This window comes from Rhodopseudomonas sp. G2_2311 (genome assembly GCF_047501505.1).
GTDB lineage: Bacteria > Pseudomonadota > Alphaproteobacteria > Rhizobiales > Xanthobacteraceae > Rhodopseudomonas > Rhodopseudomonas palustris_H.
Map to the genome: position 1 here is coordinate 1 of NZ_JAZDRK010000009.1, position 13,690 is coordinate 13,690.

Below are 13,690 nucleotides of genomic sequence, written 5' to 3' on the forward strand. Positions count from 1 at the left end.
TCCCTAGCCCAGCTTCCTGCCAGTCCAGTGGGAGGTTGGTGCAAAACCATACTTCTGTTGCAAACAGGCAGACTGATTCTCAAGGCGACGACAAGCTCGGGTGACGGCCACTGCCTCCTCTAATTCATGCTAAGAGCTTGAAGTGCTTCATTTGATTGGAGAATCGTCTGAATGAATTAGCCACAAAAAAGAGCGCATTGATTGCGGTTGACAGATTAGGCTTCATCCCCTTTTCGTGAGGGCCACAAGACGGAGGAAAGGCTCCCATTGGTGGAAAATGCTGCTGTTCGCCAGTCATCGATACCCGGGAGGCTCCGCTATTGGCAAATTTTCGTTCAACAAGGCTGTAAAGGTGGCTCGGTTGCAATCGTCTCTTCGAATCGCAGCAGTCGTGCCGTGCTATAAGTCAAAGAAAACCGTACTGAATGTCATCTGCGCTATTGGTCAAGAGATTGAAACGATCATCATCGTGGATGATGCTTGCCCAGAAGGGACTGGTCCTTACGCGAAGGCCAATTCATTAGACCCCCGTCTACTACTAATAGAACATAAGACCAACCAGGGTGTTGGCGGCGCGGTCATCTCTGGATATAGAGCGGCAATTGAAAGGGGATTCGATATCGTTGTTAAGATTGACAGCGATGGTCAAATGGATCCTGCATTGGTCCCTTCTCTGGTGCGATCTATTGAGGTAGGCATTGCCGACTATGTGAAGGGAAATCGCTTCTTCAATCCGGAAGATGCTGCTCGGATGCCCTTCGAACGCTTGATTGGCAATCTGGGCCTTTCGTTTCTCACGAAACTATCCGCGGGCTACTGGGATATTTTTGACCCCACGAATGGTTTTACGGCGATCCATCGTTCAGCCTTGAAGGCCTTGCCTCTAGAGAAGCTTAGCCGTCGCTACTTTTTTGAAACGGACATGCTGTTCCGATTGAATATTGCCGGCGCGGTCGTTGTGGATATGCCGATGACCGCCCTGTATGGCGACGAGGTAAGCAATCTCAGCCCTATCCGGTCGTTGTTTTCTTTCACCCTCAAGCACATCGGTGTCTTCGGAAAGAGGGTAGCCTATCGATATTTTATCCGTGACTTTAATTTGGGATCAATAGATCTTATCTTTGCATGCCTTTTTTTGTTGTTTGGACTTACATTCGGTTTGCACGAATGGTGGCAATCTTTGGCAACTGGCAATCCCGCAACAGCCGGCACAGTTATGCTCGCTGCACTTCCTCTAATTCTTGGCGTTCAGTTCACTATAGGTTTCTGGGCGCAGGACTGTAGTTCTGTACCTAGAACTCCGTTACAATTGAGAGTTCTGGAAAAGCCATGAGAGACGACCCCCAAAGCATCTGGACCACCGGCTACACTACACAATACGAGGCGGTCAACTATGGCGCTAATCTCACCGGATTTGTCATGCGAAAGAGTCATAGGCTGGTAGAGGAGCCGTTCGGGCCAGAGATCTCTTTTGACAAAGTTCTAGAGGTCGGGGCTGGTGCTGGTATGCACATTCAGTACGTGCGGCATCAATTTTCAGAGTATTGGATGTCTGATGGTAGCGCCGAGATGCTCCAACGTGCGACAGCAGCAAATTTTAGCAGGGATGGCGTGATTACTTCGATAGAAGATGCCACCAAGCTGTCATTCAAGAATGAGACCTTTGATCGCGTCATTGCATGCCACGTCCTAGAACACCTTTATCGTCCGCACGAAGTTCTTAGAGAATGGGCGCGGGTACTGAAGCCTGGAGGGACGCTTTCGATCGTTTTGCCTTGTGATCCCGGTCTCGCGTGGCGAATCGGCCGTCATTTCGGCCCACGAGCAAGAGCCAAGAAAAATGGACTCGATTACGACTATACTATGGCCCGGGAACACGTGAACCCGATCAATAATCTCGTTTACTTCTTACGCTACTACTTCAATGACCTCTCTGAGACGTGGTGGCCAACAGGTCTATCGTCATCTGATTTGAACCTAATTTTTGCAGCCAACATCAAGAAATGACCCAGATTACTTGGGCCTATTTGATGATTGTCTTTTGCGTTGCATGCCTGTCGGTTGGGCAGATCATGTTCAAAGTGGTTAGTGGCAGGATCGAGAGTCTTGCATCTCTAGCTAACGACCCCTATGCCGGAATAATACTTTGTGTTTCTCTCGGCCTTTATGGCATTTCCACTTTAGTATGGATATTGGCTCTTAAGGTAATTCCCCTATCACAGGCCTATCTATTCATGGCGTTAGGGTTTGTCATCGTACCCCTCGCTGCTTACTTTGTTTTTGGAGAGCCACTCAGTAAACACCAAATCATCGGCTCTATCTTAGTGATAGGGGGACTAGTTGTTGCGACTCGCTGACGCTCTCATGCCCCCGACTTGATCATCGAGAAACTGCTTATGACGATCGGCGGACGGCGCCCCCGGTCCGCGCAGCAGTGCAGGCTTGAGCTGAGTTTGTAGAGCTGATTGCATCCAATTGACCTGCCACTGAATTTTCATCCAACTACAGTTAGAGCCTCGGCGGTTTTGCAGTGAGACCGAACTTCGGACCACCCAGAACTAGAGTTTTGCGCCTCTGATCACGTCGGGGGGCTGGTAGCGCCGACGTGGTTTTGCAGCAAAATCGGCGGTCGATTGCCAATTGCCCCGTGGGGCCGTTCCTCGTTGTAGTATCTGCGCCAAGTCTCCACTTTTTCCTGGGCATCCGCAACGGACAGGAACCAATGGGCGTTCAGGCACTCAGCCCGGAAGCGTCCGTTGAAGGCTTCGATGAACGCATTGTCGGTCGGCTTGCCTGGTCGCGAGAAGTCCAGCGTCACGCCGCGTTGATAGGCCCACAGGTCGAGGTCGCGGGAGATGAACTCGCTGCCTTGATCGACGCGGATCGTCGCCGGGAATCCGACCTGCTGGCAGACCTTTTCCAGTGCTTCCACGACGTCAGCGCCACGGAAGGTGAACCGCGGCACCAACGCCGGCGAGAACCGCGAGAAGATATCGACTATCGTCAAAACCCGAAGCTTGTGACCGGTCGACAGCTGATCATGGACGAAGTCCATCGCCCAAGTCTCGTTCGATCGCGTCGGCGGCTGACGATCGTCCCGGAGCTTGGCCTTGACCCGACGTTTGGGCGATTTGTTGCGCAGTTGCAGGCCTAATTCGCCATAGACGCGACGCGTTTTGTTCTGACCGTGTCGCCAACCCTCGCGGCGTAACAGGACGTGGACGCGTCGATATCCGTAGCGAACGCGGGTATGGCAGATCTCCTTGATCCGATTTTCGAGAGCAGCCTGGCCGGAGCGACGCGATTTGTAGTGGTAGGTCGACCGATCAAACTCCAGGGCTTCGCAGGCCTTGCGGATAGAGACCTGCCACTCGCCGCAAACCTCGTCGACCAGCTTGCGCTTCCGGCCAGGCTTCATAGCCTTCGGCGGATCACGTCCTGCAGCATCTCCTTGTCCAGCGACAGATCGGCCACCAGCTTCTTCAGCTTGGCATTCTCATCTTCGAGCTGCTTCAACCGGCGCATCTCGGTCGGCAGCAACCCGTCGAACTTCTTCTTCCAATTGAAATAGGTCGCCGGGCTGATCCCGGCTTTCCGGCAGATCTCCGCCACCGGAACCCCGTCATTGCCCTGCTTGAGAATGAACGCCTTCTGGGCGTCCGAAAACTTCGAGGCCTTCATCGTCTTCCGCTCCTCCCAGCCAGGGGATTTGGCGGCGAAAACTCTAGCCAAAAATGGTCCGGTTTTCCGGTCTCAGATCACCGATCGCAAATCGTTACCCGACACGTTACCCAGCAATTCGGAGCAACGGTAAGATTGGCGATTGATCTATACTAAGCCATTCAAATCATTGGAGCGGGTGAAGGGAATCGAACCCTCGTATTCAGCTTGGAAGGCTGCTGCTCTACCATTGAGCTACACCCGCGATGCAGCCCCCGTAACACGTTCGCCCGGGGCTCTCAACTCCCCTCGCCGGCGCGCCACCAACTTCTGGCGTCCGATTGCCCGACAGTTCGCCGGACCGCTCCCCGACCCGTCTTGCCCCGGCCCAGGGGCCACCGAGGCCCCGGCGCTTGCCACGCGACGGAACAGAATCGACCGTCCCCGGTTCTCCGGTCGAGCCGCGGGACGCGGACCATTTGGGCGGAGGCGACGATGGGATTTTTCAGCAAGGACATTCAGACGATGGAGGACCTGCTGCTGCACGGGCTCCGAGACATCTATTACGCCGAGCAGCAGATCACTAAGGCGCTGCCGAAGATGATCGAACAGGCCACCAACCGCGACCTGTCGCAGGGTCTGAAGGCGCATCTGGAAGAGACACAGAAGCAGATCGAGCGGCTCGACCAGGTGTTCAAGAAGCTCGGCGAGACGCCATCCGGCGTGAACTGCCCGGCGATCGACGGCCTGATCAAGGAATCCGACGAGACCGCTGGCGAGATTGCCGACAAGACGGTGCTCGACGCCGCGATCGTAGCCAACGCGCAGGCGGTCGAGCACTACGAGATCGCCCGCTACGGCACCCTGATCGCGTGGGCCGAGGAGCTCGGCCACGACGACATCGTGCGTTTCCTCACAACCAATCTGAACGAGGAAAAGGCCGCCAACACCAAGCTCAACACCGTGGCGCTCCGCAAGGGCGTCAATCGTAAAGCCGCAAGCTGAAAGGAAACAATCGCATGAACCGGACCGCACTCGTTCTCGGCTGTCTGCTGGTCGCCACCCCTGCGCTGGCGCAATCGGTCACCGAGAAGACCGGCATCAATTCGGTGCTCGGCGTCTCGCCGTCCACGGCGGATTTCGTCAAGCAGGTGGCGATCAGCGACATGTTCGAGATTCAGTCGAACCAGCTCGCCGAGCGCAAGGGCAACGCCGCCGAGCAGGCGTTCGCCAAGCAGATGATCGCCGATCACACCAAGACCTCCAGCGAGCTGAAGGCGATGGTGGCCGACGGCAAGGTCAAGGCCGAGCTTCCGACCGCGCTCGACTCCGCTCATCAAAGCAAGCTCGACAAGCTGAAGAACGCCAATGGCGCCGAGTTCAGCGAGACCTTCGACGAGCAGCAGGTCACCGCCCATAAGGACGCCGTCTCGCTGTTCGAGCGATACTCCAAGGGTGGCGACAATGACGCGCTGAAGAAGTGGGCCGGCACCACGCTGCCGAAGCTGCAGCACCATCTCGAGATGGCCCAGCAGCTCGAGCGCGACCGCACCAACACCACCTCGCAGTCGTCCAAGTCCGCAAAGTAACGCGGAAAGAAACTGAACGTCGGCCCGGCAGTTCGCGCTGCCGGGCCAGCAACGACGGACCGGCCCCCACGGGGCCCGACCTGATGCACACGGGCGGGCGCCGTTCTTCCGGACATTGGAACCGGATTCCGGCTTCCCGCATTGTCGGTGAAGATCGTTTTGGGGGACCGTATCAAATGACGACACGATCAGTGTTTTTCCGCTTCGACCGGGCGCTTTGCGCCGGCGCCGCCTCTCTCATGGAGGGCGGGCGATGACCGACGCGACCGAGACGCTCGAGCCGCCGGCGGAAACCACCGCCCCCGAAACGCCGGCCAAGCCCGAAGGTCCGCCGCCCTATCAGGTGGTCAACGACTCCTCCACCGTTCGCGAGGGCCTGCCCTTCCCGCTCGGCTCGTGCTGGGACGGTAATGGCACCAACTTCGCACTATTCTCCGCCAACGCAACCAAGGTGGAAGTCTGCCTGTTCGACGGCGACACCGAGCGGCGGATCGAGCTGCCCGAATACACCGACGAGGTGTTTCACGGTTACATCCCCGATGTCGGTCCGGGTACGTTCTACGGCTATCGCGTGTATGGCCCGTACGAGCCGGAGAACGGCCATCGCTTCAATCCCAACAAGCTGCTGCTCGACCCTTACGCGCGCGCCCATGCCGGCTCGCTGACCTGGGATCCGGCCGTGTTCGGCTATGTGATGGAGAGCGGTGACGACACCACATTCGACGAGCGCGACAGCGCCCGCTTCGTGCCGAAATGCGTGGTGGTCGATCCCGACTTTGACTGGAAGGGCGAACCTGGCCGCAAATTCGTGCCGTGGGACCAGGCCATCATCTACGAAACCCACGTCAAGGGTTTCACCAAGCTGCATCCGGAGGTGCCCGAGCATCTCCGCGGCACCTATGCGGGCCTCGGCACTAAACCGGTGGTTGATTACATCTCCTCGCTCGGCGTCACCGCCGTAGAGCTGCTGCCCATTCACACCTTCGTCAATGACAGCTATCTGCTCGACAAGGACCTGGTGAACTACTGGGGCTATAACACCATCGGCTTCTTCGCGCCCGATCCGCGCTACGCCGCCGACGTGCCCAACAGCTTGCGCGAGTTCAAGGAGATGGTAGCGCGGCTGCATGATGTCGGCCTCGCCGTGATCCTCGACGTGGTTTACAACCACACCGCCGAGGGCAACGAACTCGGCCCGACGCTGTCGTTCAAGGGCATCGACAACGCCAGCTATTACCGGCTGTTGCCGGAACAGAAACGCTACTACATCAACGACACCGGCACCGGCAACACCGTCAATCTCACCCATCCGCGCGTGATCCAGATGGTCAATGACAGTCTGCGCTATTGGGCCGGGGAGATGCACATCGATGGCTTCCGGTTCGATCTCGGTACCATCCTGGCGCGCGAGCATTACGGCTTCGACGAGCAGAGCGGCTTTCTGAAAGCCGTGATGCAGGACCCGCTGCTCGCTTCAGTGAAGCTGATCGCCGAGCCGTGGGATTGCGGCCCCGGCGGCTATCAGGTCGGCGGCTTCCCGCCGGGCTGGGCGGAGTGGAACGACAAATTCCGCGACACTGTGCGCGACTATTGGCGCGGCGAAGCTCCGGCGGCCGCGCTGGCCCCGAGGCTGTCGGCCTCCGGCGACGTGTTCAACCGTCAGGGCCGGCGCGCCTGGGCGAGCGTGAATTTCATCACCGCGCATGACGGCTTCACCCTCAACGATTGGGCGAGCTACAACGACAAGCACAACGAGGCCAATGGCGAGGACAATCGCGACGGCCATTCCGACAACCGCTCGTGGAATTGCGGCGCGGAAGGCCCAACCGACGACGAGACCATCCTCGCCCTTCGCGAACGCCAGAAGCGCAACATGCTGGCAACGTTGCTGCTCGCCCAAGGCACGCCGATGCTGCTCGCCGGCGACGAGTTTGGCCGCACCCAGAACGGCAACAACAACGCCTACTGCCAGGACAATGAGATTTCCTGGGTGCATTGGGACCATGATGAGGTCGCGCAGCATCTGCGCGCCTTCACCCAGCGGCTGCTGGAATTGCGCCGGACGTACCCGACGCTGCGACGCAGCCGTTTCCTCACCGGTCAATACGACGAGGCCCTCGAGGTTCGCGACGTCACCTGGATCAACGCCAATGGCGGCGAGATGCAGCAGGAGCATTGGGACGATCCCAACGTCAAATGCTTCGGCATGCTGCTCGACGGCCGCGCCCCAACCACCGGCATCCGCCGGCACGGCGAGGATGCCACCGTGCTGCTGGTGATGAACAGCTTCGACGGCGTCGTCGAATTCACCCTGCCGGAGGTGCCGCACGGCTCGAAGTGGTCGCTGCTGATCGACACCAACCTGCCGAGCGGCATTCCGGACGAGCAGTTCGCTTGCGGCGAGGTTTATCAAGTGACCGCGCGGTCCGTTCTGCTGTTCGGACTGACCGAATAAGCTGCAGCACGCCGGCCATTTCATCGCCGGCGTGCTGCCACTAATTTGCGCAACCGTCGACACACCTGATCGGGAACACCAGGTTCGTTCCGCGATTGAGAACACAACACAGGGCCGATCGCATCGGCCCTTTCTCGATCAGCAACGGAGCTTTGCAGGTGATCATTCGCGCCGGATACAACATCGCTTTCCACTGCTTCCAGGAAACGCCGATCAATCTGCTGCTCAGCGTGCATCCGTCGCGCGCCCAGCACGTCATCGGCGAGCATGTCATCAAGTTCTCGCCCGATGTGCCCGCGCACGACTTCGCCGACATGTTCGGCAACGTCTGCACCCGGATCGTCGCGCCCCCCGGCCGCATCGATATCAGCAATGACTTCCTGATCGAGGACTCTGGGCTGCCCGACGAGGCTGCACCCGGCGCCCGTCAAATCCCCGTCGCCGAACTACCCGACGAGGTAATGGTCTATCTGCTCGGCAGCCGCTATTGCGACACCGACAAGCTGTCGAACCTCGCCTGGTCACTGTTCGGCGGCATCACCTCGGGCTGGGAGCTCGTGCAGGCAATCGTCGACTACGTCCACAATCGCATCACCTTCGGCTATCAGTTCGCCCGTAACGACCGCACCGCCTCCGAAGGTCACGCCGAACAGATCGGCGTCTGCCGCGACTTTGCGCATCTTGCGGTCGCCCTGTGCCGCTGCATGAACATTCCGGCCCGTTACTGCACCGGCTATCTCGGTGACATCGGCGTGCCGCAGGATCCGGCACCGATGGATTTTTCGGCGTGGTTCGAAGTCTATCTCGACGGCCGCTGGTACACCTTCGACGCGAGGCACAATACCCCGCGGATCGGCCGCATCGTCATCGCCCGCGGCCGCGACGCCGCCGACGTTGCGATCTCCACCTCGTTCGGCACCGCGAACCTGCTGAATTTCGAAGTGATCACCCACGAAGTGACCGATCAGGCAGCGGCGACAGCCGCCCCACTCCCAAAGGTGGCGTGAGGCGTAACGCAATCTTGAGAACCACCTTTCGGTCATTGCGAGCGCAGCGAAGCAATCCAGTCTCCTCCTCGGAGCGTCCGGATTGTTTCGTCGCTTCGCTCCTCGCAATGACGCAAAATTGGCACTCCTCACAACGGCAAAAGCGGCCGAGCTTGCACCCGGCCGCCTGAGACACAGAACCTCCTCTAACTTCGAACGATGCCGTTCAGTTCGTGATCACGCCGAGATTGGTTTCCGAACCTTCGTTGCCCGGCACGGTGATCCGCACCTCGTGGCCGAATTTGATCGCGTTGGACGCCGCGGCGCAGGCGGCCTCGAACGCCGCTTCCTTGCTGGAATAGTCGCCAGTCGGGTCGTCATCGTGGCGGATGCCCCAGCGGTTGTCGCTGCCGATGATGTCGTAATAAGCCTTTCCCATCGTTCACCTCCAATTGCTGCAACAATCGGCGGCGCGGGCATTCGTTCCGATTGGTCGCACAGTCGGCGCCTCAGGTGCGCCGACGCTGCGAGATGTCGGTGACCTTCACGGTGACGGTCCGGCTGCGCCCGTCGCGCTCGACCGTCAGCTTGACGTCGCTGCCGATCCCGGCCTCTTCCAGTGCCGCGGCCAGATCCGACATGCTGTGGATCAGCGCGCCGTTGGCCCCCGTGATGACATCGCGGACGTAACCGTCGTCGGTCGCGCCTTCGAGGCCGGCCTGCGCGGCCGGCGAATCCGGCAGCGTGCGCAGGATCACCACCCCGTCGATGCCGAGCTGCGCGGTCTCGGTCTCGCGTGCTGCGACGATGCCGATGCCCGGCACCGGCACGCTGCCGTTGGTGATCAGCGCGGTGACGACGCGATTGACCGCATCAACCGGGATCGCAAATCCGATGCCGGCCGAAGCGCCGGAGCCAGAAATGATCGCAGTGTTAATGCCGATCAGCCGGCCGGCGCTGTCGAGCAGCGGGCCGCCGGAATTGCCGGGATTGATCGCCGCGTCGGTCTGGATCACGCCGCGCACCTCGTGGGCCGCTGCGGTCGGCAGCCGCCGCCGCAATGCGCTGACGATGCCGGTGGTGAGCGTCTGTTCGAGACCGTAGGGATTGCCGATCGCGTAGGTCGCCTGCCCGACCTGCAGGTCGTCCGAGCTGCCGATCGCGATCGGGCGGAGCGGCGTGTGCGGCCGCTCGAGCTGCAGCACCGCGAGGTCGTAGTTCGGCGCCGTCCCCACCACCCGCGCGGTGACGAACTCGCCCGAGGCCAGCCGGACGCCGAGCTGGCTGGCGTTCTGGATGACGTGGTTGTTGGTGACGACATGGCCGGCGGCATCCCAGATCACGCCGGAGCCGGACTGCACCGGCGCTTCCTGCTGCGCGAAAAACGGCGATACCTTTTGGCTGCTTTGCGCGAACACGTGCACCACCGAGGGCGACACCTGCTTGAACAGCTCGACTGTCGCCTTCTCGGCCGGCGCCAGCTCACCGCGCGCCGTGACGGTCCGCGGGCCCGTTGCCGAGAACCACAGTGCGCTGAGATAAGGCTGCGCCACCCAGAACGTCGCCAGCACCAGCAGCCAGACGATCGCAATCCGCAGCAGGCGGTCGGTGCGTTGTGCCCGGCGGATCTGGGCCTGCTCGCGGGCCAGTGGATCAAGCCCCGGCGGACGCGGGGGCGGCGGAGCATGCGGCGGCAACGTGGTCATGGCGGCCTGTCTCGAAAGATGACGCGTACGGGCGCTGCGGCAAGCCAGGTTCCGCTCGCCGGCCAGCGCTAATGCATCAGGTTCCGGCAGGTTCCACCACGTGGTTCGGCGCTCCGTCGCGGCCTGCCAAGGTGCGGATGGTTAAGAGGAGATAAACAACTGCCCACAGCAGTGTGCTGGATTACTTTAAGTCCATCATCGTCAGCGGCGCTGGCGCAGCGTCGGCGCGGCTTCTATATCTCGCTGGTTCCCGCTTCGGATCTTCGGCTTCCCGATCGATCCCAACCCGAGTGGATCGACATGACAGGCTCGTTGTCCAACATGATGGTGGTGATCTCGGTCTGGGCGCTGCCGCTCCTGATCGCGATTACGTTCCACGAAGCTGCCCACGCCTATGTGGCCAAGCTGTGCGGCGACAACACCGCCTGGATGCTCGGCCGGGTCAGCTTCAACCCGATCAAGCACATCGATCCGTTCGGCACGGTGCTGCTGCCGCTGCTGCTGCTGGTGATGCAATCGCCCTTCCTGTTCGGCTACGCCAAGCCTGTGCCGGTGAACTTCCGCAATCTGCGCAATCCGCGCCGCGACATGGTGCTGGTCGCCGCGGCCGGTCCGGCGATCAATTTCATTCTCGCGGCCATCGCTGCGCTGGCGTTTCACGTCGTCGGCTATGTGCCCGGTGAAGCCGGCCAGTGGCTGGCGCAGAACCTCGTCAACGCGCTCTTGATCAACGTGGTGCTGGCAATCTTCAACCTGCTGCCGATCCCGCCGCTCGACGGCGGCCGGATTGCCGTCGGCATCCTGCCGCGGGTGCTGGCTCATCCGCTTGCCCGGGTGGAGCCCTACGGCATGCTGATCCTGCTCGGGCTGATCTTCATCCTGCCGCTGGCCGGCATCGGCATCGCCACTCAGTTCATCGCGCAATCGAGCCAATTCGTCGTGCAGGCGATCCTGCGTCTCACCGGCGCGGCCTGACGAAGGCCGCCTCAAAAGGCGGTGAGACCGGCAGCGCCGCATCCGCCGCTGCCGCCCAGCGCTGCAACGTTTGCTCCAAGCCATCGTTGATCCCGCACTTGCACCGTCGCCCCACGACGGCGGGCACAAACACGGGTCATCGACATGAATGTGAGCGAATTCGTCTGGCAGCGACTGGCCGAGTGGGGCCTACGGCGGGTCTACGGCTATCCGGGAGATGGTGTCGGCGGCCTGGATGTCGCGCTGGAGAAAGCCAAGGACCGCATCGAATACGTCCAGGTCCGCCACGAAGAGATGGCCGCGTTCATGGCGTCGGCGCATGCCAAGTTCACCGGCCAGGTCGGGCTGTGCTACGCGACCTCAGGGCCGGGCGCGATCCATCTGCTCAACGGCCTGTACGATGCCAAGATGGATCATGTGCCGGTGGTGGCGCTGCTCGGCCAGCAGGCGCGCAGCGCGATCGGGGCTGACTATCAGCAGGAAGTCGATCTGCAAACGCTGTTCGGCGAAGTCAGCGAATATGTCGCGACCGCCAGCGTTCCGTCGCAGGTGCGCCATCTGATCGACCGCGCAGTGCGGATCGCTTACGAGAGGCGCGGCGTCGCCTGCGTGATCCTCCCGAACGATCTGCAGGGCCTCGACTACGACGACCCGCCGATGGCGCACGGCGCCACCCACACCGGCATCGGCCACGCCTACCCGGCGCAGGTGCCCGATGAAGCCGGCCTGAAGGCCGCCGCGCAGGTGCTGAACGCCGGGAGCCAGGTAGCGATCCTGGTCGGCGCCGGGGCGCTGGAGGCGACCGACGAGGTGATCGCGGTGGCCGAGCGGCTGCAGGCCGGCGTCGCCAAGGCGCTGCTCGGCAAGGCCGCCCTGCCCGATGATCTGCCGTTCGTCACTGGCTCGATCGGCCTGCTGGGCACCCGGCCGAGCTGGGACCTGATGAAGGGCTGTGACACGCTGCTGATGGTCGGCTCGTCGTTTCCCTACAGCGAATTCCTGCCAAAGCCGGGCGACGCCCGCGGTGTCCAGATCGACATCGACGGCCGCCGCCTCAGCCTGCGCTATCCGATGGAGGTCAACCTGATCGGCGACAGCGCCAGGACGCTACGCGCCCTATTGCCGCTGCTGAACCAGAAGGACGAGACCTCGTGGCGGCGCGGCATCGTACGCGGTGTGGCCTCATGGTGGAAGACGCTGGAGAACCGCGCGCTGCAGAGCGCCGAACCGCTCAATCCGCAGCGGGTGTTCTGGGAGCTGTCGTCGCGGTTGCCCGACAACGCCATCGTCACCGCAGATTCAGGATCGGTGGCGAACTGGTACGCGCGCGACCTGAAGATGCGCCGCGGCATGAAGGGATCGCTGTCCGGCGGCCTCGCCTCGCTTGGCGCCGGCACGCCCTATGCGGTCGCGGCCAAGATGGCCTATCCGGACCGCACGGTGATCGCCTGCATGGGTGACGGCGCGATGCAGATGAACGGCCTCAACGAGATGATCACCATCGCCAAATACTGGAAGCACTGGTCGGATCCGCGGCTGATCGTGCTGGTGCTCAACAATCGCGACCTCAATCAGGTGACCTGGGAGGAGCGCATCCAGCTCGGCGCCGGCAAGACCGAGTCGACCCAGAGCATTCCCGACTTCCCCTATCATCGCTACGCCGAACTGATCGGGCTGAAGGGCATCTTCGTCGACACCCCCGACCGCGTCGGCGCGGCCTGGGACGAGGCTCTGTCGGCCGACCGCCCGGTGATCCTCGAGGCCTACACCGACCCCAACGTCCCGCCGCTGCCGCCCCACATCACGCTGAAGGACGCCAAGAACTTCATGACCATGATGGGCAGCGAACCCGAACTCGGCAGCGTCCTCACCAACAGCGCCAAGGAGCTGCTGGCGAGCATCCTGCCGGGGAAAGGATGAAGGCGTTGAGGGCAATGACCGGGGCGCGCGACTCGCCCGTCCCGGCGCAAGCACGCTCTCTCTCCGCCCCTTGACCGATCCCAGCGGGCTACTTCTTAGCTGCCCCGTTGAAATACTTGGGCCCGATCGAGCTCACCGATCGGCACCCAGACGGCGCGGACACATCGTCATCCCGACGTAATCATCCCACGGGAATCACTCGAACGCCCCGCTCGCGACACTTTGCTCCGCCGCTGATTAGTTTACCATTGAATTACCAGAACTCATTACAGTGACACCGGACTGCGCTAAGGGGCTTGCTTCGAGACATTCAAGCGGGGGCTGGAATGATCGTTCTGCTGATAGTCGTCGGCCTTCTGGCCGCCCTTTTGTGGGCGTGCTGGTCTTCGGCTAGATCAT

Annotated in this window: 12 protein-coding genes and 1 tRNA gene; 9 read left to right on the top strand and 4 right to left on the bottom strand. The window is 61.2% G+C overall.

Annotated elements, in window-relative coordinates; all coding sequences use genetic code 11:
* Positions 1 to 277 precede the first annotated feature (277 nt).
* From VRZ08_RS13600 to VRZ08_RS13610, 3 genes are read left to right on the top strand one after another with little or no spacing between them, the layout of a single operon-like run.
* Complete coding sequence (locus tag VRZ08_RS13600; RefSeq protein ID WP_414532866.1) at positions 278 to 1,333, top strand: glycosyltransferase family 2 protein; 1,056 nt, start codon at positions 278 to 280, stop codon at positions 1,331 to 1,333.
* The gene (locus VRZ08_RS13605) at positions 1,330 to 2,007 is read left to right on the top strand and encodes a class I SAM-dependent methyltransferase (RefSeq protein WP_414532867.1); all 678 of its coding nucleotides are present in this window, start codon (positions 1,330 to 1,332) and stop codon (positions 2,005 to 2,007) included. Before VRZ08_RS13600 ends, VRZ08_RS13605 begins: the two co-directional genes overlap by 4 nt.
* On the top strand, positions 2,004 to 2,357 hold the full coding sequence (locus VRZ08_RS13610; protein ID WP_414532868.1) for an EamA family transporter: 354 nt from the start codon (positions 2,004 to 2,006) through the stop codon (positions 2,355 to 2,357). The genes VRZ08_RS13605 and VRZ08_RS13610 overlap by 4 nt, the downstream gene beginning before the upstream one ends.
* Positions 2,358 to 2,578: 221 nt before the next feature.
* Here the strand turns inward: VRZ08_RS13610 and VRZ08_RS13615 are convergent.
* Together VRZ08_RS13615 and VRZ08_RS13620 are read right to left on the bottom strand one after the other, a co-directional pair.
* Positions 2,579 to 3,681 (bottom strand): IS3 family transposase gene (locus tag VRZ08_RS13615; protein ID WP_414532869.1). Its coding sequence is split into 2 segments (ribosomal slippage): positions 2,579 to 3,420 and positions 3,420 to 3,681, totalling 1,104 coding nucleotides; the frame shifts between segments, so codons are not numbered across the junction.
* Between the two features lie 170 nt (positions 3,682 to 3,851).
* Positions 3,852 to 3,925, bottom strand: a tRNA-Gly gene (locus VRZ08_RS13620).
* A gap of 230 nt (positions 3,926 to 4,155) precedes the next feature.
* Between VRZ08_RS13620 and VRZ08_RS13625 the strand changes: the two genes are divergently transcribed.
* From VRZ08_RS13625 to VRZ08_RS13640, 4 genes are all read left to right on the top strand, one after another.
* Complete coding sequence (locus VRZ08_RS13625; RefSeq protein ID WP_107345116.1) at positions 4,156 to 4,665, top strand: ferritin-like domain-containing protein; 510 nt, start codon at positions 4,156 to 4,158, stop codon at positions 4,663 to 4,665.
* Positions 4,666 to 4,679: 14 nt separating this feature from the next.
* Positions 4,680 to 5,249 (top strand): DUF4142 domain-containing protein, encoded by a 570-nt coding sequence (locus VRZ08_RS13630; RefSeq protein ID WP_164573181.1) that lies wholly within the window; start codon positions 4,680 to 4,682, stop codon positions 5,247 to 5,249.
* Between the two features lie 253 nt (positions 5,250 to 5,502).
* Complete coding sequence (gene glgX, locus VRZ08_RS13635; RefSeq protein WP_414532870.1) at positions 5,503 to 7,704, top strand: glycogen debranching protein GlgX; 2,202 nt, start codon at positions 5,503 to 5,505, stop codon at positions 7,702 to 7,704.
* Positions 7,705 to 7,862: 158 nt separating this feature from the next.
* On the top strand, positions 7,863 to 8,711 hold the full coding sequence (locus tag VRZ08_RS13640; RefSeq protein ID WP_414532871.1) for a transglutaminase-like domain-containing protein: 849 nt from the start codon (positions 7,863 to 7,865) through the stop codon (positions 8,709 to 8,711).
* Positions 8,712 to 8,916: 205 nt separating this feature from the next.
* Here VRZ08_RS13640 and VRZ08_RS13645 read toward each other — a convergent pair whose 3' ends face one another.
* Entirely contained in the window at positions 8,917 to 9,129 is a 213-nt protein-coding gene (locus VRZ08_RS13645; RefSeq protein WP_013501820.1) for a hypothetical protein, read from the bottom strand.
* A 70-nt stretch (positions 9,130 to 9,199) separates the two neighbouring features.
* Positions 9,200 to 10,396 (bottom strand): S1C family serine protease, encoded by a 1,197-nt coding sequence (locus VRZ08_RS13650; protein ID WP_414532872.1) that lies wholly within the window; start codon positions 10,394 to 10,396, stop codon positions 9,200 to 9,202.
* Positions 10,397 to 10,696: 300 nt separating this feature from the next.
* On the opposite strand from VRZ08_RS13650, the gene VRZ08_RS13655 reads away from it, so the two are divergent.
* Both VRZ08_RS13655 and VRZ08_RS13660 read left to right on the top strand, forming a co-directional pair.
* Positions 10,697 to 11,371 (top strand): site-2 protease family protein, encoded by a 675-nt coding sequence (locus VRZ08_RS13655; RefSeq protein ID WP_414532873.1) that lies wholly within the window; start codon positions 10,697 to 10,699, stop codon positions 11,369 to 11,371.
* Positions 11,372 to 11,515: 144 nt separating this feature from the next.
* Entirely contained in the window at positions 11,516 to 13,291 is a 1,776-nt protein-coding gene (locus tag VRZ08_RS13660) for a thiamine pyrophosphate-requiring protein (RefSeq protein ID WP_414532874.1), read from the top strand.
* Positions 13,292 to 13,690 lie beyond the last annotated feature (399 nt).